At 75.9% G+C, this 23,776-nt stretch carries 27 protein-coding genes; 15 read left to right on the top strand and 12 right to left on the bottom strand.

Annotation, left to right across the window (positions count from 1 at the left end):
* Positions 1-184 precede the first annotated feature (184 nt).
* The 6 genes from BLS21_RS09140 to BLS21_RS09115 all read left to right on the top strand — a co-directional run bounded on the left by BLS21_RS09140 (position 185) and on the right by BLS21_RS09115 (position 4,894).
* Complete coding sequence (locus BLS21_RS09140; RefSeq protein ID WP_091216781.1) at positions 185-682, top strand: Hsp20/alpha crystallin family protein; 498 nt, start codon at positions 185-187, stop codon at positions 680-682.
* Positions 683-774: 92 nt separating this feature from the next.
* On the top strand, positions 775-1,131 hold the full coding sequence (locus BLS21_RS09135) for a MerR family transcriptional regulator (RefSeq protein ID WP_091216779.1): 357 nt from the start codon (positions 775-777) through the stop codon (positions 1,129-1,131).
* Between the two features lie 35 nt (positions 1,132-1,166).
* A complete protein-coding gene (locus tag BLS21_RS09130; RefSeq protein ID WP_091216776.1) occupies positions 1,167-1,508 on the top strand; it encodes a metal-sensitive transcriptional regulator in 342 nt (113 codons plus the stop codon).
* Positions 1,509-1,543: 35 nt separating this feature from the next.
* On the top strand, positions 1,544-1,750 hold the full coding sequence (locus BLS21_RS09125) for a heavy-metal-associated domain-containing protein (protein WP_091216774.1): 207 nt from the start codon (positions 1,544-1,546) through the stop codon (positions 1,748-1,750).
* Between the two features lie 11 nt (positions 1,751-1,761).
* On the top strand, positions 1,762-2,649 hold the full coding sequence (locus BLS21_RS09120; RefSeq protein ID WP_091216771.1) for a hypothetical protein: 888 nt from the start codon (positions 1,762-1,764) through the stop codon (positions 2,647-2,649).
* Positions 2,650-2,662: 13 nt separating this feature from the next.
* Entirely contained in the window at positions 2,663-4,894 is a 2,232-nt protein-coding gene (locus tag BLS21_RS09115) for a heavy metal translocating P-type ATPase (protein WP_091216768.1), read from the top strand.
* A gap of 21 nt (positions 4,895-4,915) precedes the next feature.
* Here the strand turns inward: BLS21_RS09115 and BLS21_RS09110 are convergent, their stop codons facing one another.
* From BLS21_RS09110 to BLS21_RS09100, 3 genes are all read right to left on the bottom strand, one after another.
* Positions 4,916-5,578 carry an alpha/beta fold hydrolase gene (locus BLS21_RS09110; protein ID WP_175479517.1) on the bottom strand — a complete coding sequence of 221 codons (663 nt, stop codon included), beginning with the start codon at positions 5,576-5,578 and terminating at the stop codon, positions 4,916-4,918.
* Positions 5,579-5,759: 181 nt separating this feature from the next.
* A complete protein-coding gene (locus BLS21_RS09105; RefSeq protein WP_091216765.1) occupies positions 5,760-6,692 on the bottom strand; it encodes a M56 family metallopeptidase in 933 nt (310 codons plus the stop codon).
* A gap of 2 nt (positions 6,693-6,694) precedes the next feature.
* The gene (locus BLS21_RS09100) at positions 6,695-7,060 is read right to left on the bottom strand and encodes a BlaI/MecI/CopY family transcriptional regulator (RefSeq protein ID WP_091216762.1); all 366 of its coding nucleotides are present in this window, start codon (positions 7,058-7,060) and stop codon (positions 6,695-6,697) included.
* Between the two features lie 114 nt (positions 7,061-7,174).
* Here BLS21_RS09100 and BLS21_RS09095 point away from each other — a divergent pair, with 114 nt between their 5' ends.
* Genes BLS21_RS09095 through cydC form a run of 3 tightly spaced genes read left to right on the top strand, consistent with a single transcriptional unit; the run spans position 7,175 to position 13,129 of the window.
* Positions 7,175-8,716 carry a cytochrome ubiquinol oxidase subunit I gene (locus BLS21_RS09095; protein ID WP_091216759.1) on the top strand — a complete coding sequence of 514 codons (1,542 nt, stop codon included), beginning with the start codon at positions 7,175-7,177 and terminating at the stop codon, positions 8,714-8,716.
* Between the two features lie 34 nt (positions 8,717-8,750).
* Positions 8,751-9,767 (top strand): cytochrome d ubiquinol oxidase subunit II, encoded by a 1,017-nt coding sequence (gene cydB / locus BLS21_RS09090; RefSeq protein ID WP_091216755.1) that lies wholly within the window; start codon positions 8,751-8,753, stop codon positions 9,765-9,767.
* On the top strand, positions 9,764-13,129 hold the full coding sequence (gene cydC / locus BLS21_RS09085) for a thiol reductant ABC exporter subunit CydC (protein WP_091216752.1): 3,366 nt from the start codon (positions 9,764-9,766) through the stop codon (positions 13,127-13,129). The genes cydB and cydC overlap by 4 nt, the downstream gene beginning before the upstream one ends.
* 104 nt (positions 13,130-13,233) lie before the next feature.
* Here the strand turns inward: cydC and BLS21_RS09080 are convergent, their stop codons facing one another.
* A complete protein-coding gene (locus tag BLS21_RS09080; RefSeq protein ID WP_091216749.1) occupies positions 13,234-13,548 on the bottom strand; it encodes a hypothetical protein in 315 nt (104 codons plus the stop codon).
* Positions 13,549-13,684: 136 nt separating this feature from the next.
* On the opposite strand from BLS21_RS09080, the gene BLS21_RS09075 reads away from it, so the two are divergent.
* On the top strand, positions 13,685-14,230 hold the full coding sequence (locus BLS21_RS09075) for a dihydrofolate reductase family protein (protein ID WP_091216746.1): 546 nt from the start codon (positions 13,685-13,687) through the stop codon (positions 14,228-14,230).
* Here the strand turns inward: BLS21_RS09075 and BLS21_RS26185 are convergent.
* A complete protein-coding gene (locus BLS21_RS26185; protein ID WP_281241924.1) occupies positions 14,215-14,340 on the bottom strand; it encodes a hypothetical protein in 126 nt (41 codons plus the stop codon). The genes BLS21_RS09075 and BLS21_RS26185 overlap by 16 nt on opposite strands.
* 18 nt (positions 14,341-14,358) lie before the next feature.
* On the opposite strand from BLS21_RS26185, the gene BLS21_RS09070 reads away from it, so the two are divergent.
* Positions 14,359-14,586, top strand: a complete 228-nt coding sequence (locus tag BLS21_RS09070) for a hypothetical protein (protein ID WP_091216743.1) — start codon at positions 14,359-14,361, stop codon at positions 14,584-14,586.
* 3 nt (positions 14,587-14,589) lie between these two features.
* On the opposite strand, the gene rraA is transcribed toward BLS21_RS09070, so the two are convergent.
* On the bottom strand, positions 14,590-15,081 hold the full coding sequence (rraA, locus tag BLS21_RS09065) for a ribonuclease E activity regulator RraA (RefSeq protein WP_091216741.1): 492 nt from the start codon (positions 15,079-15,081) through the stop codon (positions 14,590-14,592).
* A gap of 81 nt (positions 15,082-15,162) precedes the next feature.
* On the opposite strand from rraA, the gene BLS21_RS09060 reads away from it, so the two are divergent.
* A complete protein-coding gene (locus BLS21_RS09060) occupies positions 15,163-15,855 on the top strand; it encodes a GntR family transcriptional regulator (protein WP_245700215.1) in 693 nt (230 codons plus the stop codon).
* Positions 15,852-17,027, top strand: coding sequence for an MFS transporter (locus BLS21_RS09055; protein WP_245700213.1), 1,176 nt, complete (start codon positions 15,852-15,854; stop codon positions 17,025-17,027). The genes BLS21_RS09060 and BLS21_RS09055 overlap by 4 nt, the downstream gene beginning before the upstream one ends.
* Positions 17,028-17,029: 2 nt before the next feature.
* Here the strand turns inward: BLS21_RS09055 and BLS21_RS09050 are convergent, their stop codons facing one another.
* From BLS21_RS09050 to BLS21_RS09035, 4 genes are read right to left on the bottom strand one after another with little or no spacing between them, the layout of a single operon-like run.
* The gene (locus tag BLS21_RS09050; protein ID WP_091217573.1) at positions 17,030-18,109 is read right to left on the bottom strand and encodes an isocitrate/isopropylmalate dehydrogenase family protein; all 1,080 of its coding nucleotides are present in this window, start codon (positions 18,107-18,109) and stop codon (positions 17,030-17,032) included.
* Positions 18,110-18,114: 5 nt separating this feature from the next.
* Positions 18,115-19,527, bottom strand: coding sequence for an NAD-dependent succinate-semialdehyde dehydrogenase (locus BLS21_RS09045; RefSeq protein WP_091216735.1), 1,413 nt, complete (start codon positions 19,525-19,527; stop codon positions 18,115-18,117).
* A complete protein-coding gene (locus BLS21_RS09040) occupies positions 19,524-19,985 on the bottom strand; it encodes a cupin domain-containing protein (protein ID WP_091216732.1) in 462 nt (153 codons plus the stop codon). The genes BLS21_RS09045 and BLS21_RS09040 overlap by 4 nt, the downstream gene beginning before the upstream one ends.
* On the bottom strand, positions 19,982-20,293 hold the full coding sequence (locus BLS21_RS09035) for a putative quinol monooxygenase (protein ID WP_091217570.1): 312 nt from the start codon (positions 20,291-20,293) through the stop codon (positions 19,982-19,984). The genes BLS21_RS09040 and BLS21_RS09035 overlap by 4 nt, the downstream gene beginning before the upstream one ends.
* A 70-nt stretch (positions 20,294-20,363) precedes the next feature.
* On the opposite strand from BLS21_RS09035, the gene BLS21_RS09030 reads away from it, so the two are divergent.
* Positions 20,364-21,425 carry an Ldh family oxidoreductase gene (locus BLS21_RS09030; RefSeq protein WP_217636061.1) on the top strand — a complete coding sequence of 354 codons (1,062 nt, stop codon included), beginning with the start codon at positions 20,364-20,366 and terminating at the stop codon, positions 21,423-21,425.
* Positions 21,422-22,117: a GntR family transcriptional regulator gene (locus BLS21_RS09025; protein WP_091216727.1), complete on the top strand. Its 696-nt coding sequence runs from the start codon at positions 21,422-21,424 to the stop codon at positions 22,115-22,117. The genes BLS21_RS09030 and BLS21_RS09025 overlap by 4 nt, the downstream gene beginning before the upstream one ends.
* A 6-nt stretch (positions 22,118-22,123) precedes the next feature.
* Here the strand turns inward: BLS21_RS09025 and BLS21_RS09020 are convergent, their stop codons facing one another.
* Positions 22,124-23,197 (bottom strand): alanine racemase, encoded by a 1,074-nt coding sequence (locus BLS21_RS09020; protein ID WP_175479516.1) that lies wholly within the window; start codon positions 23,195-23,197, stop codon positions 22,124-22,126.
* Positions 23,198-23,312: 115 nt separating this feature from the next.
* Entirely contained in the window at positions 23,313-23,708 is a 396-nt protein-coding gene (locus BLS21_RS09015) for a universal stress protein (protein WP_091216723.1), read from the bottom strand.
* Between the last annotated feature and the right edge of the window lie 68 nt (positions 23,709-23,776).

Genomic DNA, 23,776 nt, shown 5'->3' with positions numbered 1-23,776 from the left:
CGTGCGTGCGGCGCACCGGCAGTGCGGCACGTCCGCCCGCCCGCGACGGTCGACCGGAGAACGGGAACAAAGCTCCGCAGAGGATGTTTACTGGGGTGCATGATCGAGGTATTCTCTAGTCGCCACTAGAGGTTCACCTCGGGCAGCGAACACGCCAGCACGAACACAGGAGGTTGACACAGCGATGGCCATGCTGACCGCCTATGACCCGTTCGCCGCCACGAACGCCGCCTTCCGCGCGCTCGACCAGCTGACCGGCCGAGGCGGTGGGCTGACCGCCCGCCCGCTGTCGGGCATGCCGATGGACGCCTACCGCGTCGGTGACAACTTCGTCGCCCACTTCGACCTGCCGGGCGTCGACCCCGGCTCGATCGACCTGCAGGTCGAGGGCACCACGCTGACCGTCACCGCGGAGCGCTCGGTGCCGCAGCTGGAGAACGCCGAGTGGGCGATCGCGGAGCGCCCGTACGGCAGCTACACCCGGCAGCTCGTGCTCGGCAGGAGCCTGGACACCGACCGCCTCGAGGCGCACTACCACGACGGCGTGCTCACCGTGAGCATCCCGGTCGCCGAGAAGGCGCGGGCCCGCAAGATCACGGTGACCCGTGCCGACACGCCGGCCGCCGTCGAGGGGCGCACCATCGAGGGCGAGACGTCCGAGCGCAAGTCCGTCGAGAGCTGATCGGCGGCGACTCCCCGAGGGCCGGGTCCGTGCGGACCCGGCCCTCGCGCTTTCCCGGCCCCGTGCCACCCCGCAGACCCCGGAGGATCGCCATGCCCGCACCCGCCTCCCGGGACGACGACCCGATCGGCCGTCTCGACGACCCGGACTTCCCCGCGCTGACCATGAGCCAGGCCGCGGAGCTGCTCGGCGTCCAGGCGGCCTTCCTGCGCAGCCTCGACACCGCCGGCGTCCTCCAGCCCCACCGCTCGCCGGGCGGGCACCGCCGCTACTCCCGCCACCAGCTGGCCCTCGCCGCGCGGCTGCGCGGCCTGCTCGACGACGGGCACACCCTCGCCTCGGCCGAGGTGATCCTCGGGCTGCAGGACGAGCTGGCCGACGCCCGCGCCGACACCGCGCGGCTGCAGGCCACGGTGGACCGGCTGCGGGCGCGCGACGCCGACGGGTGACCGACGACGCACGGCGAAACATGCCCTAGGGGGGTATGGTTGTTCCCGAGCGCCCACCGGACGCATCGGGAGGACACACCGTGGAGACCAGCAGCCAGCACGGCTACATCCACCGCAAGGACGACTACCTCAAGCGGCTGCGCCGCATCGAGGGCCAGGCCCGCGGCCTGCAGCGGATGGTCGAGGACGAGAAGTACTGCATCGACATCCTCACGCAGGTCTCGGCGATGACGAAGGCGCTGCAGTCGGTCGCCCTCGGCCTGGTCGAGGAGCACCTGTCGCACTGCGTCGTCCAGGCCGCCCAGGCCGGTGGCCGCGAGGCCGACGAGAAGGTCCGCGAGGCCTCCGAGGCGATCGCCCGCCTCGTCCGGTCCTGACCCACCCCCACCCCTACCGCCCACAGGAGTCCAGCGTGAGCACCACCAGCTACACCGTCGTCGGCATGACCTGCAGCCACTGCGTCGACGCCGTGACCGAGGAGGTCAGCGCCGTCCCCGGGGTCGCCACCGTCGACGTCGACCTGACCAGCGGCGGCCTGACCGTCACCAGCACCGAGCCCGTCGACGACGACGCCGTGCGCGCCGCCGTCGAGGAGGCCGGTTACTCGGTCGCGAGCTGAGGGAGTTCCTCGTGCGGACCCCGGTCAGGCTCGCCGTCGTCGCCGCCGGCCTCGGCGCCGTCTTCGCCGCGGCCGTGGGCGTCGGCGCGGCGGTCGGCCCGGTGAGGACCCCCGAGGCGCACCCCGCCGCGGCCGCTCCGGCGCCGGAGCACGCAGCGACCGGCGCCGGCTACGTCCTCGACGTCCTCGGGGAGCAGCCCGCCGCCGGGACGGCGACCGTGGCGTTCCGGGTCCTCGGCCCCGACGGCGCCCCGGTGACCGAGTACAGGCAGGACCACGGCGAGGACCTGCACCTCGTCGCCGTCCGCGCCGACCTCTCCGGCTACCAGCACGTGCACCCCGACCGCGCGCCCGACGGCACGTGGCGGGTGCCCCTCACCCTCACCCCCGGCAGCTGGCGCCTGGTGGCCGACACGACGCCGGCCGCCGCGGGCGAGGACGACGACACCGAGGGCATCGCCCTGACCGCCGACCTGCAGGTGGCCGGCACCTACGACCCCCAGCCGCTGCCCGAGCCGGCCGCGGTGACCGAGGTCGACGGTTACACCGTCGTCCTGACCGGGGAGCCGACCGCGGGCGCGGAGTCCGAACTCACCTTCAGTGTCAGCCGCGACGGCCGCCCGGTCACGGACCTGCAGCCCTACCTGGGCGCCTACGGGCACCTGGTGGCACTGCGCGAGGGCGACCTCGAGTACCTGCACGTGCACCCCGTCGAGGACGCGCACGTCGCCCCGGCCCCCGGCCCGCACGTCGCCTTCGCGGCGACCGCGCCGTCCGCCGGCACCCACCGGCTGTTCCTCGACTTCCGGCACGGCGACGCCGTGCACACCGCCGCGTTCACGGTGCAGGTCACCGGGACGGCGGCCGACGAGTCCGCCGCGCACGGGCACGGCGGCTGAGGAGACCCAGCACATGAGCACCCCCGATGTCCGGACCGGCGAGGTCGAGCTGCTGATCGGCGGCATGACCTGCGCCTCGTGCGCCGCCCGCGTCGAGAAGAAGCTGAACCGGATGGACGGCGTCACGGCGACGGTCAACTACGCCACCGAGAAGGCGCGGGTCTCCTTCGGCGGCGACGTCACGACCGACGACCTGATCGCCACGGTCGAGAAGACCGGCTACACCGCGGCGCTGCCCGAGCCGCCCGCGGCCGACGCCGAGCCCGCCGCCGACGACGACCCGACGCGTGCCGTGAGGCAGCGCCTGCTCGTGTCCACCGTGCTCACCGTGCCGGTGGTCGCGATGGCGATGGTCCCGGCGCTGCAGTTCACCTACTGGCAGTGGCTCTCGCTGACGCTGGCCGCGCCGGTCGTCGTGTGGGGCGGGCTGCCGTTCCACCGCGCCGCGTGGACCAACCTGCGGCACGGCGCAGCGACGATGGACACGCTGGTCTCCCTGGGCACCGGGGCGGCGTTCCTCTGGTCGCTGTACGCCCTGTTCCTCGGCACGGCCGGCGAGCCGGGCATGACGCACCCGTTCGAGCTGACCATCGGCCGCACCGACGGCAGCGCGAACATCTACCTCGAGGCCGCGGCCGGGGTGACGACGTTCATCCTCGCCGGGCGGTACGCCGAGGCCCGCTCCAAGCGGCGGGCCGGGGCGGCGCTGCGGGCACTGCTGGAGCTCGGCGCCAAGGAGGTCTCGGTGCTGCGCGGCGGCGCCGAGACCCGGGTGCCGGTCGACCGGCTGGCCGTGGGCGACCGCTTCGTCGTCCGGCCCGGGGAGAAGATCGCCGCGGACGGCGTGGTGACCGAGGGCGCCTCGGCCGTCGACGCCTCGATGCTCACCGGGGAGTCGGTGCCGGTGGAGGTCGGCCCCGGTGACACGGTCGTCGGTGCCACCGTCAACGCCGGCGGCCGCCTGGTCGTGCGGGCCACGCGCGTGGGGTCGGAGACGCAGCTGGCGCAGATGGCGCGGCTGGTCGAGGAGGCGCAGAACGGCAAGGCCGCGGTGCAGCGGCTGGCCGACCGGGTCTCCGGCGTCTTCGTGCCGGTCGTGCTGGCGCTGGCCGCCGCGACCCTGGGCTTCTGGATCGGCGCCTCGGCCGGCCTGCCCGCCGCCTTCACCGCCGCGGTCGCGGTGCTGATCATCGCCTGCCCCTGCGCGCTGGGGCTGGCCACGCCGACCGCGCTCATGGTCGGCACCGGTCGCGGTGCGCAGCTCGGGATCCTCATCAAGGGCCCGGAGGTCCTGGAGTCCACGCGGGCGGTCGACACCGTGGTGCTGGACAAGACCGGCACGGTCACCACCGGCCGGATGACCCTGCACGACGTCGTCGCCGCGACCGGGCAGGACGCCGACCGGGTGCTGGCGCTGGCCGGCGCGGTCGAGTCCGGCTCCGAGCACCCGGTCGCCCGGGCGATCGCCGCGGCCGCGACCGAGCGCACCGGCCCGCTGCGGCCGGTCACCGGGTTCGCCAACGAGGCCGGGCTCGGTGTGCGCGGGGTCGTCGACGGGACGGCGGTGCTCGTCGGGCGGGCCGGCCTGCTCGCCGGCGTCGACGTCCCGGTGGAGCTCACCCGGGCGCAGGACGCCGCGGAGGCGGTCGGCCGGACCGCCGTGCTCGTGGCCTGGGGCGGCGTCGCCCGCGGGGTGCTCGCCGTCGCCGACGCGGTGAAGCCGACCTCGGCCGAGGCGGTCCGCCGGCTGCGTCAGCTGGGTCTGCACCCGGTGCTGCTGACCGGCGACAACGCGACGGTGGCCCGCGCGGTCGCCGCCGAGGTGGGCATCGGCGACGTGGTCGCCGAGGTGCTGCCGCAGGAGAAGGTCGCCGTCGTGAAGCGGCTGCAGGGCGAGGGCCGGGTCGTGGCGATGGTCGGCGACGGGGTGAACGACGCCGCGGCGCTGGCGCAGGCCGACCTGGGGCTGGCCATGGGCACCGGCACCGACGTGGCGATCCAGGCCTCCGACCTCACGCTGGTGCGCGGCGACCTGCGCGCGGCGGCCGACGCCATCCGGCTCGCCCGGCGCACCCTCGCGGTCATCAAGGGCAACCTGTTCTGGGCGTTCGCCTACAACGTCGCGGCTGTCCCGCTGGCCATGGCCGGGCTGCTCAACCCGATGATCGCGGGCGCGGCGATGGCGTTCAGCTCGGTGTTCGTGGTGACCAACAGCCTGCGGCTGCGGGGGTTCCGGCCGCTGTGACCCGCGCCTGAGCCGGGCAGGTCAGCGGGCGACCGCGCGCACGAACCGGCGGAGCTCCTCGACCAGCAGGTCGGGGACCTCCATCGCCGCGACGTGGCCACCGCGGTCGAACTCGGTCCACGAGACGAGGTCGACCACCTGTGCCACCGCCGCCCGCGGGGGCCGGAAGAGGTCGTGCGGGAGCACCGCCACGCCGGTCGGCACCTCCCGCGACCACCCCGGCGCCGGCGTGTGCGCGCGCTCCGAGTAGAGCTGCGCGGGCGAGGGCCCGGTGCGGGTGAACCAGTGGACGGCGACGTTGGTCAGCAGCTGGTCGACGTCGATCTCGCTCGCCGGGTCGGTCCACTCGGCGAACCGCTCGGCGATCCAGGCGAGCAGCCCGGCCGGCGAGTCGGTCGGCGCGGGCGCCAGCGCCAGCGGCCGGGTGCCCTGCAGCTCGGCGTAGCCGGACAGCTCGCGGGTGTAGTGCGCCACCTCCTCCTCGGCGGCCGGGTCGCCGTCAGCGGCCGGCCCGGGCGTCATCGTCACGTGCAGCCCGGCGACGTGCGCCGCGTCGGCGGCGGCGAGGTCGCGCCCGACGTACGCGCCCCACTCGCCGCCGTGGACGACGTAGCGGTCGTACAGGTCGTCGACCTCCACCCGGGGCACGTCCACGCGGAACGGGGTCACGTCGGTCCCGGACACGTCCGCCAGCCTGCTGCACCGCCGTAGGCCCGGCGACCTGCACGCCGGCGGAGTCGATCACGGGGTCGTCGCAGGCGACACGCGCCGACCCGCCGTCCGGGGCCGCACCGACCCCATGGTCAACGCGGTGGGGCGCCGTCGGGGCTCAGGCGTCGATGCCTCGGACGGCGTCCGCACCGGCCTAGAGGACGGCCGGCAGGAGCAGCAGCGCGGTCGGGACCAGGAGCAGCAGGCCGGCCGAGAGCAGCGCGAGCACCCGTGCCCACGTCGGCAGCGGGGACGGCGGCTCGAGCAGCCGCACCACGCGCGCCCCGACCGCGCTGCCGGTGACCGCGAGCGCTCCGATCGGCACTCCCCCTCCCCCGGCCCCGTCGGCCGCGACGACGATCGCCTGCGCCAGCGTCCGACGGGGCGCTCTCCCGGGCAGCGAGCCGAGCGCGACGTCGTCGGCACGCATCTCCACCAGCGTGCGCACCGCGGCGTGCGCGCGGGCCGCGGCGGGCAGCACCGGCAGCGCGGCCTCCCACGCCACGAACGGCAGCAGGTACAGGTGGTGGTGCTCGCGCAGGTGCGCCCGCTCGTGCGCGACGACGGCGGCCAGCTGGGCGTCGTCGAGCTCGGCCACCATGCCGGAGGACAGCACCAGCAGCGGTCGCGCGCCGGGGATGCAGAAGGCGACCGGAGCGGGGTGCTCCAGCAGCCGCGCGTCGGGCAGCGAGGCCGGCTGGACGACGAGCTCCAGCAGCTCGCGGTGCCGGCGGCGGGTGCGGGTGGTCCGGACCCAGGAGAGCAGCAGGACACCGACCAGCTCGGTGGCCAGGACGGCGGCGAGGGTCAGGGTGACCCAGTGGTCCCCGCGGACCGGCGCCTCGGCGGGGTGCCCGGTGGCCACGGCCCACGCCGCCTCGGGCAGCGAGTGGCCCCACGGCGCGAGGCCGTGCACCAGCAGCGCGCCGATGATCGACAGGCCGCCGGCCAGCCCGACCGCCTGCCAGCAGACCAGGGCCACCAGCGGGTCGCGCCGCGGCCAGCGGGCGCGGGCCAGCAGCGCCGGCACCGGCCACGCCAGCAGGGCGGACAGGACGGCGAGGGCGGCCGCGGTGGCGGGCAGCAAGGTCAGCGGGGCTCGTCGTCCGGGCCGGCGGCGGCCAGCAGCTCGCGCAGCAGCCGGGCCTCGTCGGGGTCGACACCGCCGACGAAGCGGGCCAGCACCGCCTGCCGGTCCCCGGCCTGGCCGAGCACCTCGTGCATGAGCTCGGCGGCGTGGTCCGCACGGGTGCCGCGGGCGCGGAAGCGCCGCGGCCGGCCCTCGTCGTGGACGACGAAGCCCTTCTGCTCCAGCCGCGACAGCACGGTGTGCACGGTGGTCAGCGCCAGGCCGCGGCCGGCCAGGCCGTCGCGCAGCTCGGCCGCCGCCAGCGGCCCCTCGGCCGACCAGAGCCGGTCCATGACCGCCCGCTCGAGATCTCCCAGCGATGCCACGGCTCCTCCTGTCCCCGGGATCACACCGGCATGTTCTACGTCTTGTAGAAGTTGCTCTTCTACGAGGCGTAGAAAGAACGTGTCGATCGTACGACGACCGGAGAGGGGCCCGCGGTGGACGTCCTGGACGTGGCGCGCTGGCAGTTCGGCATCACGACCGTCTACCACTTCCTGATGGTCCCCCTGACCATCGGCCTGGGGGTCCTGGTCGCCGTCATGCACACCCTCTGGGTGCGCACCGGCAAGCCCGAGTGGCTGCGGATGACCCGCTTCTGGGGCCGCATCTACCTGATCAACTTCGTGCTCGGCGTGGCCACCGGCCTCGTGCAGGAGTTCCAGTTCGGCCTGGCCTGGAGCGAGTACTCGCGCTTCGTCGGCGACGTCTTCGGCTCGCTGCTGGCCCTCGAGGCGCTGCTGGCCTTCTTCCTCGAGTCGACCTTCCTCGGGCTGTGGATCTTCGGCTGGGGCCGCATCCCGAAGAAGCTGCACCTCGCCGCGCTGTGGGCCGCGGTGGTCGGCTCGATCGTCAGCGCGTACTTCATCATCGCGGCCAACTCCTGGATGCAGCACCCGGTCGGCGTCGAGGTCGACGACGCCACCGGCCGCCCGGTGCAGGTCGACTTCCTCGCCGTCCTGACGAACAACACCGCGCTGGCCGCCTTCAGCCACGCGATCGTCGCCGCGCTCATGGTCGCCGGCGCCCTGCTGGTCGGCATCGGCCTGTGGCACCTGCGCCGGCGCAAGCTGGCCGGGCAGCCGACCACGGACGTCGACCACGCCGTGTGCCGCCGCTCGGTGCGGCTGGGCGGCTTCGTGTCGCTGGCGGCCTTCGTCCTCGTCGCCCTCACCGGCGACTGGCAGGGCAAGCTCATGTACGAGCAGCAGCCGCTCAAGATGAGCTCGGCCGAGGCGCTCTGCGAGACCGAGGCGCCGGCGTCCTTCTCGGTGTTCGCCTGGGGCAAGCTCGGCTCCAACGAGTGCGACGACGTCCACTCGATCACCGTCCCGTACCTGCTCTCATACCTGGCGCACGGCGACTTCTCGACCGCCGTCCCCGGGGTCAACGAGCTGCAGGAGGAGTACGCCGCCGTCTACGGCGCGACCTACCCCGACGACCCGTCGCGGTTCGGCGCGCTGGCCGGCGAGGAGATCGACTACACGCCGCTGCTGGGCGTCACCTACTGGAGCTTCCGGCTCATGATCGGCATGGGCGCGGTCTCGGCCGGGGTCGCCGCCTACGCGCTGTGGGCCACCCGGAAGGGCCGGGTGCCGACCTCGCGGCTCGGCGTCCACGGCTCGCTGCTCGCCGTCGCCGCGCCGTTCGTGGCCAACGCGACCGGGTGGGTCTTCACCGAGATGGGCCGCCAGCCGTTCGTGGTGTACCCGAACCCCGACGTCCCGGTCGGCGAGCAGACGTACTTCTTCACCGCCCAGGCCGTCTCCCCCGGCATCAGCGCCGCCGAGGTCTGGACGTCGCTGTCGCTGCTGACCCTCGTCTACGGCGCGCTGGCCGTCGTCGAGCTGTGGTTGATCACCCGCTTCGTGCGCCGCGGCGTGACGACCGGGGACGGCGCCCCCACCCCCGGCACCCCGACCGGGGGGACGCCGGAGTCCCGCCGCGACGCCGACGACGACGTCCTGTCCTTCGCCTACTGAGTCCTCGTCCGACCACCCACCCAGGAGCTTCCCCGTGGACCTGCAGACCCTGTGGTTCGCCGCCGTCGCGCTGCTGTGGACCGGCTTCCTGCTGCTCGAGGGCTTCGACTTCGGCGTCGCCGCGCTCCTGCCGGTGCTCGGCCGCCGTACGGCCGAGCGGCACCTGATGCTGCGCACCATCGGCCCGCTCTGGGACGGCAACGAGGTCTGGCTGATCACCGCCGTCGGCGCGGTCTTCGCCGCCTTCCCGGGCTGGTACGCCACCTGGCTGCCGGCGCTGTACCTGCCCTTCGTGCTGGTGCTGTTCGGCCTGATCGTCCGGGCGGTCGCCTTCGAGTGGCGGCACTCCCACCACACCGACGCGTGGGACACCACCTGGACGCGGGTGATCACCGCGGGCTCGCTCGTCGCCGCGGCCGGCATCGGCGCGGCGCTCGGGGCCACCACCCTGGGCCTGCCGATCGACGCCGACGGCGACCGGGTCGGTGGCGCCTTCTCCGGGCTGGGCTGGTCGGCGCTGCTGGGCGCGGTCGCCGTCCTGGCCTTCTCGGTGGTGCACGGCGCGGTGTTCCTGTCGCTGAAGACCGACGGCCCCCTGCGGGCGGCGGCCCGGCGCCTCGCGCTGCGGTGGTCGCCGGTGGCCGCGCTGCCGCTGCTGGCCTGGGCCGGCCTGGTGCACCTGCGGTACGGCACGCCGGCCACCGGGGCGCTGTGGCTGGTCGCCGCGCTCGCCGTCCTGGTCGCCTGGGCCCGGCTGCGGGTGGGCCGCGAGGGCCAGGCCTTCGCCGCGTGGGGCGCGATGCTGGTCGCGGCGGCCGCGACGCTGTTCGGCGCCGCGTACCCGGTCGTCGTCCCCTCGACGATCGACCCGACCTTCGACGTGACGATCGCCGACGCCTCGGTCAGCGACTACACGCTCACGGTGATGACCTGGGCCGCCGGGATCGGACTGCCCGTGGTGCTCGGCTACCAGGCGTGGACCTACTGGGTGTTCCGCAAGCGGCTGACCGCCGAGCCGCAGCACGGCGAGCCCGCCGGGGCGCACGCGTGAGGTCGGACCGGGGCCTGCTCGGTCCGCTGGCCGGCGTGCCGGGCGTGACCGGGGCGCTGGTCCGTGCCGCGCTCGCCGCACTCGGCCAGGTGGCCGGGCTGGTGCTGCTGGCGGCCGGGCTGGCGCACGCGGTGGCCCGCGCGGCCGGTCAGGACGACGGCGCACTGACCGGCCCGCTGCTCCTCGCCGCCGCGGGCGGTCTGCTGCGCGCGCTGGCCGGCTGGGCCGGTGAGCTGACGGCGGCGCGGGACGCCCGGCGCGCCGAGGAGCAGCTGCGCGCGGCGCTGACCGCCCGGCTCGCCGCCTCCCCCGTGGCGGTCGCGGCGGCCGGGGGTCCCGGCCCGGCGGCGCTGCTGGCGACCACCCGGCTGGCCGAGCTCGGGCCCGCGCTCGCCACCCGCCTCCCCGCGCTCGCGCAGGCGCTGGTCGTGCCGCCGGTGCTGCTCGTCGTGCTCGCCTGGACCGACCTGCTCTCCGCCGGACTGGTCGCGGTCACCCTGCCGCTGGTGCCGCTGTTCATGGTGCTGGTCGGCCTGACCACCCGCGACGGCACGGCCGCCGCCGCCCGGGCGCTGGACCGCCTCGCCGCGCACGTCGCCGAACTGGTCCGCGGGCTGCCGGTGCTGGTGGGCCTGGGCCGCGCCGCCGAGCAGGCCGCGGCGCTCGCCGAGCTCGGCGACGCCTCGCGCCGGCGCACCCTGTCGGTCCTGCGGCTGGCCTTCCTCTCCGCACTGGTGCTCGAGCTGCTCGCCACGCTGTCGGTGGCGCTGGTCGCGGTCACCGTCGGCCTGCGGCTGGTGCACGGCGACCTCGACCTGGCCGTCGGCCTCACCGCGCTCCTGCTGGCGCCCGAGGCCTTCGCGCCGCTGCGCAACCTGGGTGCCGCCCACCACGCCGGGGAGGACGCCGCGCTCGCGGCCGCCGAGGCCCGCGCGGTGCTCGCCACCCCGGTCGCCACCGCCGCCCCGACGGCGGAGGACGACGACCCGCGCGGCGCCGACGTGGCCGTCACCGGGCTGACCGTCCGCTTCGCCGGCCGCAGGGTCCCGGCGCTGCCCCTGGTGGACCTCGCGATCCGGCCGGGCGAGATCGTCGCCGTGCGCGGCGCCAGCGGCTCGGGCAAGTCGACGCTGCTCGCCGTCCTCGCCGGGCTGACCGACCCGGCCGCGGAGGTGCACGGCACGGTGTCCGGCGTCCCGGCCGGCGGCGTCGCGTACGCGTCGCAGCACCCGCGCACCACCGGCGCGACCGTCGCCGACGAGCTGCGCCGGCACGCGGACTCCGAGGCCGGTGTGGACGAGCTGGTGGGCGAGGCCCACGTCATCGAGGCGCTGGCCCGGGTCGGCGCGGCCGATCTGGCCGGCCGCGACTGCACCACCCTCTCCCCCGGCGAGCTGCAGCGGGTGGCGCTGGCCCGCGCGCTGGTGCGGGTCCGCCGCGGCGCCCGGCTGCTGCTGCTCGACGAGCCGACCGCGCACCTGGACGACGCGGCCGCCGCCCGGGTGGCCGCGGTGCTGGCCGGGCTGCGCGGCACGGTGAGCGTCCTGCTGGTCACCCACGACGCAGGCCTGGCGGCCCTCGCCGACCGCACCGTCGACCTCGCGTCCCCGGCCGCGACCGATCGTCCCGTGGCGGGTGCGACGACGTCGTGGCCATCGGCCCCGGACGGCCACGAGACCGTCGCACCCGCCGCCGCACCGGCACCGGCGGGTGCGACGACCACCGGCCCCGGGCTGCGCTGGCCGCCGCGGGCGCTCGTGCGCGCGGTCGCCGCCGGTACCGCCTCGGCCGGCGCGGGCGTGGCGCTCACCGCCGTCTCGGGCTGGCTGATCGTGCGGGCCGCCGAGATGCCGCCGGTGCTCACCCTGCTGGTGGCGATCGTCGGCGTCCGGGCGTTCGGGCTGGGCCGCGCCGGGCTGCGCTGGGTGGAGCGGATGACCGCGCACGACGCCGCGCTCCGGCTGGCCGCGGACCTGCGCGTGCGGGTCTGGCGGGCGCTGGCCGCCCAGGGCGTCGCAGCCGACCGCACGCCGGGCTCGGCGCTGGCCCGCGTGGTCGGCGACGTGGGTCTGGTGCAGGACCTCTCCGTGCGCGTCGTCCCGCCCGCCCTGGTGGCCGGCACCGTGAGCACCGCGACCGTCGGCGCCCTGGCGCTGGTCTCCCCCGCCGCGGCCGGCGCCGCGGCGGCGGTCCTGCTGACCACCGTCGCGCTGGTGCTGCTCGCGCACCGGCGGGTGGACGCCGGCGCCGCGCGCGCCGAGGCGGCGCTGCGGGTGGCCGCGCTGCGCGAGACCACCACCGCGCTCGAGGGCGCGGCCGATCTGCGGGCGCACGGCCTGGCAGGGCGGACGGCGGCCGACCTCGCCGCGCTCGCCGCCGACCGCACCGGAGCCGACCGCGCCCGCACCCGCGCCGGCGCCCTGGGTACCGGGGTCGTCGTCCTGGGCACCGGGCTGGCCGCGGTCGCCGCGGCGGCGGCCGGTGCCACGGCGGGGGTGACCGGCCCGGCGATCGCGGCGGTCGCGCTCGCACCGCTGGCCCTGGCCGAGCCGCTGGCCGGGCTCGTGATCGCGCTGCAGCGGCGCGGCACGCTCGCCGACGCCCGCGACCGGCTCGACGCCGTCCTCACCGCGCCGGTGCCGGCGGACCCCGCCGACCCGCTCCCCGTCCCGGCGCCGGTGCGCACGCTCGCGGCCGACGGCCTGGTGGCCGGCTGGCCCGGCGGCCCGGACGTGCTCCGCGGTCTGACGGCCCGGGCCGACGCGGACGCCGGCTGGCTGGTCGTGCGCGGGCCCTCGGGTGCCGGCAAGTCGACGTTCCTCGCCGTGCTGCTCGCCGCCCTGCGGCCCCGAGCGGGCAGCTACGCGCTGGGCGGCGTCGACACCGCGCGGCTGACCGGGGACGGCGTCCGCTCCCGCATCGCGTGGCTACCCCAGGACGCGCACGTGTTCGCCTCGAGCATCCGCGCCAACCTGGCCCTCGCCGCGCCGCGGGGCGGACTGGCCGGGCCGGACGGCGAGGCCCGGATGCGCGCGGCACTCGACGCCACCGGGCTCGGCGGGCTGCTGGCCGCGCTGCCCGCGGGCCTGGACGCCCCGGTCGGCGCGGGCGGCACCGCGCTGTCCGGCGGCGAGCGGCGCCGGCTAGCCGCGGCGCGGGCGCTGCTGGCCGACCGGGACGTCGTGCTGCTCGACGAGCCGACCGCGCACCTCGACCCGCCCACCGCCGCGGCGCTGCTGCGCGACCTGCGGGCGGCGCTCGCCGGCCGGGTCGTGGTCTGCGTCACCCACGACGACGGCGTCGAGGAGCCCGGCGACACCGTCGTGCGGATCGGCGCGACGCGGGCCGCGCTGGTGAGGTGACAGGGCGGCCCCTGCAGGTGGAAGGACCCCGTCCTCCTCACCACTCGCACGCTCGTGCCGACCCGCTGGACGGGGCCACGAGGCGTGGGGAGCAGGGGGTCCTCTCAGGCGGCCGCGGCGTGCGCCCGGCCGGGGGCCTCCGGCCGGGCGCGGACGACCTCGAACCCCGGGAAGGCCGGCAGCGCGGGGTCGACCACGACGGGCACGCCCGGGGACGGTCCCAGCAGGCGGCGGCCGGCCACCGCGGCGCGCTCGTCGGGCGTCAGCTGGGTGAGCATGCGCTCGTACAGCTCGGGCCGGATGCGGAGCTCGCGGGGCGGGGCTGCGCCGGGGGTGACGGCGACCGCGATCAGGTCGCCGGCGATGTCCGGCCGGCCCCAGTGGGTGGGGTGGGTTGCTCTGACGATGGCCTCGGACATGGTGCCCTCCTGGGCGGTTCCCCCGTGCTCTGTTCAACACCAGGGGGAGGTGGCGCATGCCTGGTGTAGCTCAGAGGTACGACAGTCCTGAGCTGATACGACCCGTCCCGTCGGTGCCGTCGGGCACCCTGCCGGCATGGACGCGTCCTTCACCGGTGCGGTGTTCCTCGGCATGAGCGTCGACGGGTTCATCGCCCGTCCCGACGGCGACCTCGCCTGGCTGACCGGCGGCGAGGACGCCGGCGGCGCCCCGGACGACGGCGAGGGCGGCGACTTCGGGTTCGCCGAGTTCGTCGCCGGGATCGACGCGCTGGTCATGGGCCGCGGCACCTACGAGGTGATCGCCCCGCTGGCCGAGTGGCCCTACCAGGGCAAGCCGGTGCACGTCCTCAGCACCACGCTGGAGCCCGACCCCCGCGTCACCCTGCACCGCTCGTTCGACGAGGCGGTCGCCGCGCTGACCGCCGCCGGGTACCGCCGCGTCTACGTCGACGGCGGACGGGCGGTGCACGACTTCCTCGCCGCCGGGCTGGTCGGGGAGCTGACCCTCTCCCGGGTGCCGGTGCTCATCGGCGAGGGGCACACGCCGTTCGGGCCGCTGCCGGCCGACGTGCTGCTCGACCACGTCCGCACCCGCACCTTCCCCGGCGGGATGGTGCAGACGACCTACCGGGTGCGCTGAGCGCTCGAGCAGGTCCGGCCGGACCCGCCGCCCGTCGCGCCGCCGTGCGCGACCCGCACCTCGCCGGTGCGGGTGAGGTCGACCGCCTCCTCCGGGCCCGGCTCGGGCACGGCGCTACCGTCAGGACCGTGCGGGTGTCGAAGCTGCTCGGCCTGGCCGGTCTCGCCGGCGTCGCGGCGACCGGGGCGGTGCTGGCCCGCGGCGAGCGGCAGCGCCGGGCGCACACCCCCGCGGAGGTCCGCACCCGGCTGCGGGAGCGGCACGCCGCGCCGGCCGACGTCCCCGAGCCGGTGACGACCGCGGAGCTGCTCTCCGGGCGCGGGCACCGGCTGGCCCGGGTGCTGCGCCGCCGCTGACGCTCAGGCCGGCGGCGCGGGCAGGACGACGATCCCGTCCCGGTCCGCGGCCAGCCACTCCCCCTCGCGGAACACCACGCCGGCGAAGACGACCGGCAGCCCGACCTGGCCCGAGTGCAGGCCCTTGACGCTGCGCCGCGGGTGGGTGGCCAGCGCGCGCACCCCGATCGGCTGGGCGTCGAGCTCGTCGGCGTCGCGCACCGCGCCGTTGACCACCACGCCGGCCCAGCCGTTCTGCGCCGCGAGCACGGCGAGGTTGCCGCCGAAGAGCGCGCAGCGCAGCGAGCCGCCGCCGTCGACGACGAGCACCCGCCCCTCCCCCGGCTGCTCGACGGCGGCGCGGACCAGGGCGTTGTCCTCGAAGACCTTGAGCGTGGTGACCGGCCCGCTGAACGCCGGCCGGTCGCCGAAGGCCTGGAACACCGGGTCGCACACCTGCGCCTCGGGGTGGTCGTCGGAGAGGTCCGTCGTGGCGTGGGCCGGCGCGTCGGTCATGGACCGAGGTTATAACCTGGGGAGGTCGGGGCGCAGCTCCACCGGAGATGTGCAGCTCAGCGAGGTACGGAGGTTGTGAGGGTGCACGGGACCGGCGTCGCCACCAAGAGCGAGCTGGCCTACGCGCGGGTGCGGGAGATGGTCCTCGGCGGCGAGCTCGAGCCGGGCTCGGTGCTCAACCAGGCCACCCTGGCCCGGCGGATCGGCGTCAGCACCACCCCGCTGCGCGAGGCCCTGCGGCGGCTGGCCCAGCAGGGTCTGGTCGAGCTCGGCGCGCACCGCGACGCCCGGGTGGCCCCGCTCGACGCCGCGGAGGCGCGCGACCTCGTCGAGCTGCGGCAGGACCTCGACCCGCTCGCCGCCGGCCTGGCCGCCCAGCGCCGCACCGCCGCCGACCTCGCCGAGATGGCCGACAGCCTGGCCCGGCTGGAGTCGCTGGCTCCGGACCCGTCGCCGGCCCAGCTGGCGAGTCACCGGCGGTTCCACTCGGCGCTGTACCGGGCCTCGCACAACGCGCTGCTGGTCGAGACCCTCGACGGCCTGTGGGACAAGACCGACCGCTACCGGCGGCACGCGCTGCGGGCCGGGCGCAGCGAGGAGGAGGCCGCCCGGCGGGCCGAGGAGCACCGGCTGCTGGTCGAGGCGGTCTCCGACCGCGACGCCGCGGCGGCCACCGACCTCATGCGCCGGCACGTGGAGACCAGCCTGGCCGCCCGCGCCGCCGGGAGCCTGACTGCCGGGACCGCGGCTGCCGCCGACCGGTCGCCGGCGTGAGCGCGCGGCTCCCCGGGGGACGGCGGATGCTCGGGCTGCTGCTCGCGCACTCGGCGCTCACCCAGGTGGTCACCTTCGTGCTGCGCCCGACGACCGCCTACCGGGCGATCGAGCTGGACGTGCCGACCGCCTGGCTGGGCGCGTTGACCGCCTCGTTCGCCGTCGTCCCGCTGGTGCTCGCCGTCCCCTCGGGGCAGGCCACCGACCGGTTCGGCGAGCGGCGGGTGATGCTGGCCGGGGCGGTCCTGCTGCTGCTCTCGGCGGTCGTCCTCGCCAGCGGGCGCGGCGGGGCGGCCGGGCTGGTGGCCGGCAGCGTGGTGCTCGGCACCGGCCACCTGCTCTCGGTCGTGGGCCAGCAGGCGGCCGTGGCCAACACCGCCGGGCCGGGGCGCTTCGACACGGCGTTCGGGCACTACACCTTCGCCGCCTCGCTGGGGCAGGCGCTCGGCCCCGCCCTGATCACCGTGGCCGGCGGCGAGGGCGCCCTGCCCGACACCCGCCCGATCTTCCTCGTCGCGGCGGGGATCGCCGTCCTGCTGCTGGCGTGCACCGTCGTCCTGCGGTTCCCGGTCCGCGAGCGCTCCGGCGACGCCGCCGAGCCCGGCGGCATGGGCACGCTGCTGCGCCTGCCCGGCCTGCTGCGCGCGCTGACCGTCAGCTGCGTCGTGCTCGCCGCCGTCGACATCACGCTGGTCTACCTGCCCGCGCTCGGCGCCGACCGCGGGCTGGCCGCCGGCACCGTCGGCCTGCTGCTGACGCTGCGCGCCGCCGCCTCGATGACCTCGCGCTTCTTCCTCGGCCGGCTGGTGCGGCTGACCGGGCGACGGCGCTTGATGCTGTCCAGCGTCGCGCTGGCCGCGGGGACGATGGCGGCGGTCGCGGTGCCGATGCCGGTCGCCGGGACGGCGGCGCTCGTCGTCCTGCTCGGGCTCGGGCTCGGCGTGGGGCAGCCGCTGACCATGTCCTGGCTGGCCGAGATGGCCCCGGCCGGGCTGCGCGGCCGGGCGATGTCGCTGCGGCTGACCGGCAACCGGCTGGGCCAGGTGCTCATCCCCAGCACCGTCGGGCTGCTGGCCGCCGGCGTCGGCTCGGCCGGGGTGCTGTGGGCGACGGCCGGGGCGCTGGCCCTGGCCGGGGCCGCCGCCCGCCGGCTGCACGTCGACGGCCCCTGACCTCAGGCCCCGGCGATGCGCGCCACCACGGCGTCGGTGAACTCCCCCGTCGAGGCCGAGCCGCCCAGGTCGCCGGTGCTGACGCCGTCGCGCACCGCCGCCCGGACGCCGTCGTCCACCCGGACCGCGGCGTCGCGGAGACGCGCGTCGCCGTGCCGCGTGCCGAGCCAGTCGAGCAGCATCCCCGCCGAGAGGACCATCGCGATCGGGTTGGCCAGCCCCTTCCCGGCGATGTCCGGGGCCGACCCGTGGGCGGCCTGGGCCATGGCGCGGTCGCCCGAGGCGTTGAGGGACGGCGCGATGCCCAGGGAGCCGGCCAGCTCGCCGGTCAGGTCGGAGAGGATGTCGCCGAACATGTTCTCGGCGACGACGACGTCGAAGTCGGCGGCCCGGCGCAGCAGGTGCACCGTCATCGCGTCGATGTGGAAGTCGTCGACGGCGACGTCGGGGTACTGCTCCGCCACCTCGAGGCAGACGCGTTTGAACAGGCCCGAGCTCAGCTGCAGCACGTTGGCCTTGTGCACGACCGTGAGCCTGTTGCGCCGGCGCCGGGCCAGCTCGAACGCGGCCCGGGCGATGCGCTCGATGCGCGGCCGGGTGAAGACGCCCATCGCGATGGCGACGTCAGGGGTGGGCATGTACTCCCCGGTGCCCGCGTGGGTGTTGCGGTCGGCGTAGAAGCCCTCGGTGTTCTCCCGCACGATCACCAGGTCGGTGCCCGGGGCGATCGCCCGGCCGCCCTCGAAGGCGCGGGCCGGGCGGGTGTTCGCGTACAGGTCGAAGTGCTTGCGCAGCGTGCCGCTCGGGTTGAGCTGCGACCGGTGCGGCTCGGGGTAGGCGACGCTGTCGTGCGGGCCGAGCAGCCAGCCGTCGAGCCCGGCCAGCGCCTCCAGGGTGACGTCGGGGATGGCGCTGCCGTGCGTCTCGATGGCCGCGGCGCCGACGGGCAGCTCCTGCCACTCGACCGGCGCGGCCCCGGCGGCGGCCAGCGCCGCGTCGACGACGCGGACCGCGGCGGGGACGATCTCCGGCCCGATGCCGTCGCCGAGCAGGACGCCGAGGCGGTGGGGGGTGTTCCTCATGGTGCTCACTCCGATGCGGGGGCCGTGGCGGCGGGCGCGTCGAGCACCCACCACGTGCGGACGTTGACGAACTCGCGGATGCCGGCGGCGGCCAGCTCACGGCCGTAACCGCTGGCGCGGGTGCCGCCGAAGGGCAGGCGGACGTCGGAGGCGACGACCGCGTTGACGAAGGCGGCGCCGGACCGGATCCGGCGGGCGACGGCGACCCCGCGCTGCGGGTCGCCCGTCCAGACGCTGGCACCGAGCCCGAACCTGGTGTCGTTCGCGACGCGCACGGCCTCGTCGTCGCCGTCCACCGCGATGACCGCGGCGACCGGGCCGAAGACCTCCTCGTCGTGGGCCGGCATCCCGGGCCGGACGTCGGCCAGGACCGTGGGCGCGTAGAAGGTGCCCGGCCCCTCGAGGCGGCGTCCGCCGGTGAGCAGCCGGGCGCCGGCCGCGACGGAGGCCCCGACCTGGCGGTGCACCCCCTCGAGCAGGTCCGCCCGGGCCATCGGGCCGACGTCGGTGCCCGGCGCCGTGGGGTCCCCGACGGTCAGCGCCTCGACCTCGGCGACCAGCAGCCCGGTGAACTCCTCGACGACGGCGGCGTCGACGACCAGCCGCTTCGGCGAGATGCAGCTCTGCCCGGCGTTGAGGAGCCGACCCCGCGCGGCCAGGGCGGCGACCCGCGGCAGGTCGGCGTCGGCCAGGACGACGAAGGGGTCCGAGCCGCCGAGCTCCAGGACCGACTTCTTGATCGCGTCGCCCGCCGCGGCACCCACCGCGCGGCCGGCCCGCTCGCTGCCCGTGATGGTGACCGCCCCGATGCGCGGGTCGCCGATCAGCCGCGCCGTCACCGCCGGCACGTCCGGCTCGGCGACGACCAGCGCGGTGAACAGCCCGTCCGGCGCTCCCGCGGCGGCGAGCACCCGCTGCACCGCGAGCGCGCAGCCGGTGGTGTTGGGCGAGTGCTTGAGCAGCGCGGCGTTGCCCGCCATGAGCGCCGGTGCGGCGAAGCGGACGACCTGCCAGAGCGGGAAGTTCCACGGCATGACCGCCAGCACCACGCCGACCGGCTCGTAGCCGATCCAGCTGCGGTCCGCGGCGGTGGCGACCGGCTCGTCGGCGAGGAACGCCGCGGCGTGCTCGGCGTAGTAGTCGCAGGCCGTGGCGCACTTCTCGACCTCGGCGCGGGACTCGGCCAGCGGCTTGCCCATCTCCCGCGTGGCCAGCAGGGCGAGGTCGTCGGCCTCGGCGCGCAGGACGGCCGCCGCCCGCCGCAGCACGGCGGCGCGGTCCTCGGAGGAGCAGGCGGCCCAGCCCACCTGGACCTGTTGCGCCCGGTCCAGCGCGGCGTCCACGTCGGCGTCGGAGAAGGCCGCGTACTCGGTCAGCCGCTCCCCCGTCGCCGGGTCGACGGTGACGACGGCGCTCATGCCGGCTCGCCCGACGACGGCAGGGCCCCGCGGTCGCTGTCGGACAGGTGCTCGAACGTCTCGCCGGTGGCGGTGATGGTGCGGGTGACGTCGCGCCCGCCGTAGACCCAGTAGATGGTCATCGTGCCCTCGCCGCGGTTGCGGAAGCAGTGCGGGACGCCGGCCGGGACCCAGGTGGCCTGCCCCGCGACGAGGTCGAACTCGTCGTCGCCGACGACCGCGGTGGCCTCGCCCTCGTACACGAGGACGGTCTCCTCGACGTTGTGCGAGTGCAGCGGGATGCCGGTGCCGGGCGAGAAGACGGTCATCCCGGTGGTGACCCGGTTGCCCTCGCAGTTCCACCTGCCGACGAACGGGATGGTGACGACGCCGTTGCCGCGGTCGAAGCGCTCGATCTGCTCCGGGCGCAGGACCATCGACGGCGGGACGGGCTGGATCGGCCCTGGTGCAGTGCTCATGCGGACTCCTCGGCGGTGTGGGTGACCAGCAGGTGGCCGGGCGTGTTGACCTGGTCGACGAGGACCTCCTCGGCGATCACCCGCCAGGCGGCGAAGTGCGGGGAGGCCTTGTGCGCGGCGAAGGCGTCCGCGTCGGCGTAGAGCTCGTAGAGCACGAAGCGGTCCTCGTCGGCCGCCACCGAGCAGACGTCGAACCGCAGGCAGCCGGGCTCGTCGCGGACCGACGCCTCCGCGTTGGCGGCCATGCCGGCGAGGAACTCCTCGCGCCGGCCCGGCCGCACCTGCATGTGGACCACCAAGCTGAACACCCTCGACCTCCGACATCTTGTATGCGAAGCTGTATACAGCTCAGCACACAACGCGTGGAGGAGGCAAGTGGTGACGGAGGAACGGTTCGAGCCGGAGTCGCTGAGGGTGCTCGCCGGAGGGGTCCTGACGGCGCTGGGCGTGCCCGGCGCCGACGCGGCGCTGGTCGCCGACTCCCTCGTGCAGGCCGACCTGTGGGGCCACTCCTCGCACGGCCTGCTCCGGTTGCCCTGGTACGCGGCGCGGCTGCGCTCCGGCGCCATGCGTGCGGTCACCGAGCCGGCGGTGCTGACCGACACCGGTCCGCTGGTGCTCCTCGACGGGCGGGACGGGATCGGTCAGGTGCTCACCGACCGCGCTCGCGCCCTGGCGACCGACCGGGCCCGCCAGCACGGCGTCGGCGTCGTCGGCGTCCGCAACTCCAACCACTTCGGCACGGCGATGTGGTTCACCCGGCGGGCGGCACGCGACGGCCTCGTCGCCGTCCTCACCACGAACGCCAGCCCGGCGATGGCACCGTGGGGCGGGCGGGAGAAGCGCGTCGGCACCAACCCGTGGTCGATCGCCGCGCCCGCGCCGGACGGGCGGGTGGTCGCGGTCGACATCGCGAACACCGCCGTGGCCCGGGGCAAGATCTACCTGGCGCAGAGCCGCGGCGAGTCGATCCCGGAGTCCTGGGCGCTCACCGCGGACGGCGCGCCGACGACCGACCCGGCGGAGGGGGTGCTCGGCGTGGTCCTGCCGATGGCCGGGCACAAGGGATACGCGATCGCCTTCATGATGGACGTGCTCTCCGGCGCGCTCACCGGCAGCGGTGTCGGCACCGAGGTGCACGGACCGTACGAGCCCGAGGCGCGCAGCCGCGCCGGCCACCTGTTCCTGGCGATCGACCCGTCGGCGCTCGGCGACCGGGCAGACTACGAGGCCCGCGTGCAGCGACTGATCGACGAGGTGAAGAGCGTGCCCCTGGCGCAGGGCTCCGACGAGGTGTTCCACCCGGGCGAGGTCGAGGACCGCGCCGAAGCGGCGAACCTGGCCGCTGGCGGGGTGGTCCTCGCCGCCGAGTCGCTGGCCGACCTGCGACGGCTGGCCACCGAGACGGGCGTGCCCTTCGACGGCGGAGCGGTGCGGTGACCGGCCTGTCCCCCAGCAAGGCCGACCAGGTCCACGCGCAGCTCAAGGAGGAGATCGAGCTCGGCGAGCTGGCACCCGGGACGCCGCTGTCGGAGCTGTCGCTGGTCGAGCGCACGGGCGCGTCCCGGACGCCGGTGCGCGAGGCGCTCCGCCGGCTGGCCGCCGAGGGCCTGGTGGACCTCACGCCGCGGCTCGGCGCCCGCGTGTCGCGGGTGTCCGCGCAGAACGTGCGCGACCTGTTCGAGTTCCGGCAGCTGCTGGAGCCGGCCGCGATCCGCCAGGCGACCGCGACCGCGGCGGCCGATCCGGCGGTGCGGCAGGCCTTCGCGGACATGCGGGCCGGCTTCGCCCGCATCCAGCGCCAGGCGCCGTCCCAGGAGCGGTCGCGCGCGTTCTACGAGCTGGCCGACCGGTTCGACTGGGCGGTCATCGAGGCGACCCGCAACGAGCACCTGCGGCGGGCGATCGCCGACCTGCGGCCGCACACGGCCCGGCTCCGGAACCTCTCGCACCTGGACCCGCGGCGGACCGACGTGTCCGTCGGCGAGCACCTGGCCATCTGCGACGCGCTGCTGGCCGGCGACGCCGACACCGCGGCGTCCCTCATCGCCGGGCACCTCGTGGAGAGCGTGCGGACGATCTTCCGCAACCTCGCGGGCGCGCCCGCCGAGAGCATCGAACTGCTCGGCTGACCGGCTCTACGCACCTCGAGCGTCGATCTCCCACACATCGACGAGCTCGTCACCGCTGACGACGTGGGCGACGTCGAAGAGGTTGATCGAGGGGTCGAGGTGCGGGACGACGCACTCGATCCGTGCACCGGGGGGCGGCCGGCGGCCGGGAGCGACGTCGAGTCGGCCGTGCTCGTCGCTGACCGGTCGGTACGTCGACGTGGCCAGGTCGATCCCCTCCGGCACGCGCGTCAGTAGCGGGTCGTACCCGTACTTGCTGGCGAAGCGCTTGTCGCCGGCATCGGCGATCGCGTGGCCGTCCCAGTTGGCGCTGAGGATGCTCGCCTGGACGGTGAGCGCGTAGCCGAAAGGCCACACGGCGACGTCCGCGGAGAACGGCATCGCCAGGTACTCCACGTCCATCAGCGCATAGCTCCCGCACTGCACCTCGGTGAGGACGGGGTCCCGCAGGTCCAGGGCGACGGAGCCGGTGCTGCCGCCGGTCACGATCGGGGCTGCCGGCAGCAGATCCGCCAGCGCCTCCCGGTGGCGCGTCACCAGGTTCCGGAACTCCGCGTGTGCCCGTTCCCGCTCGGCCGGGTCGGGCATGTGGGAGAGCTGACCGGCGTAGAGCTGCAGTCCGGCGAGCCGCAGCCCCGGCAGCTGCTGGACGTGCTCGGCCAGCCGGCGTGCGTCGTCGACCGAGCTGCAGCCGGACCGCCCTCGACCCGTGTCGATGTCGATGAGGACGTCGGCAGCACGGTCCCGGGCGACGAGCGCATCGCTCAGTCGGTGCGCGGTCTCGGTGTGGTCGACCACGAGCGTCAGATCGCACCCCCGCGCGCGCAGCTCGACGACCCGGGCGATGTTGGTGTCCGACGCGACGACGGACGTCAGGAGGACGGACGTGTCCAGTGCAGCGAGGGCCTCGGCCTCGCCGACGGTCGCCGCACACAGACCGTCGGCGCCGGACTCGAGCTGCAGCCGGGCGATCTCGAGGCACTTGTGCGCCTTGAGATGTGGCCGGTGCGAGACGCCCGTACCGCAGAGAAGACGGCGCATCGCGGTCAGGTTCGATCGGAGGGCGTCCCGGTCGATCACGAGCGCCGGGGTCGGGAGGCTGTCGCGAGATCCTCGTGCACCGATGAAGCGCCGTGGGCTGGGAGCCATGACGATGTCCCCGTGTCCCGTCTCGACCGCGGAACCCGATGAGACCTCAGTAGGTGGCCTTGACCGCCAGCACCGGGCAGTGCGCGTCGAGCAGGATCCGCTGCGCCTGGCTGCCGGTGATCAGCTTCCCGGTGGGCGTGCGGCGGCGCATGCCGATGACGATCAGGCTGGCCTTGACCCGGTCGGCGGCGTCCACGACCTCGTCCGAGGCGTCGTGCCCGGCCACCCGCTGGTCGATCTCGTAGACCACCCCCGCGCCGTCGAGCTTGGCCCGCACCTGGTCCAGCGCCCGCTCCGAGGCGAACCGGGGGTCCTGGAGGACGTCCCCGCGCGAGCTGTTGACGACGTGCAGCGGCTGGTCGCGCAGCCGGGCCTCGGTGATGGCGGCGTCGAGGGCGGCCTCGCCCTCGGGGGTGGGGACGTAGCCCACGACGATGGTCATGGCCGGAGCGTAAGCGGCGGCACGATCCCGGCCGCGCTTGTGCCCCTAGCGGTCGTTGCGGTCGTTGC

This window comes from Geodermatophilus siccatus (genome assembly GCF_900103785.1).
In the GTDB taxonomy this organism is placed as follows: Bacteria; Actinomycetota; Actinomycetes; order Mycobacteriales; family Geodermatophilaceae; genus Geodermatophilus; species Geodermatophilus siccatus.
The sequence above is the reverse complement of the archived record's forward strand: the minus strand, read 5'-3'. Positions and strand labels throughout refer to the sequence as shown.

Coding starts and splice junctions, on each gene's coding strand:
- BLS21_RS09050 (WP_091217573.1), bottom strand. CDS start 18,109: ATGAGGAACACCCCCCACCGCCTCGGCGTCCTGCTCGGCGACGGCATC.
- rraA (WP_091216741.1), bottom strand. CDS start 15,081: ATGACCGACGCGCCGGCCCACGCCACGACGGACCTCTCCGACGACCAC.
- BLS21_RS09075 (WP_091216746.1), top strand. CDS start 13,685: ATGGACGCGTCCTTCACCGGTGCGGTGTTCCTCGGCATGAGCGTCGAC.
- BLS21_RS09140 (WP_091216781.1), top strand. CDS start 185: ATGGCCATGCTGACCGCCTATGACCCGTTCGCCGCCACGAACGCCGCC.
- BLS21_RS09015 (WP_091216723.1), bottom strand. CDS start 23,708: ATGACCATCGTCGTGGGCTACGTCCCCACCCCCGAGGGCGAGGCCGCC.
- BLS21_RS09080 (WP_091216749.1), bottom strand. CDS start 13,548: ATGTCCGAGGCCATCGTCAGAGCAACCCACCCCACCCACTGGGGCCGG.
- BLS21_RS09135 (WP_091216779.1), top strand. CDS start 775: ATGCCCGCACCCGCCTCCCGGGACGACGACCCGATCGGCCGTCTCGAC.
- BLS21_RS09045 (WP_091216735.1), bottom strand. CDS start 19,527: ATGAGCGCCGTCGTCACCGTCGACCCGGCGACGGGGGAGCGGCTGACC.
- BLS21_RS09115 (WP_091216768.1), top strand. CDS start 2,663: ATGAGCACCCCCGATGTCCGGACCGGCGAGGTCGAGCTGCTGATCGGC.
- BLS21_RS09040 (WP_091216732.1), bottom strand. CDS start 19,985: ATGAGCACTGCACCAGGGCCGATCCAGCCCGTCCCGCCGTCGATGGTC.
- BLS21_RS09130 (WP_091216776.1), top strand. CDS start 1,167: ATGGTTGTTCCCGAGCGCCCACCGGACGCATCGGGAGGACACACCGTG.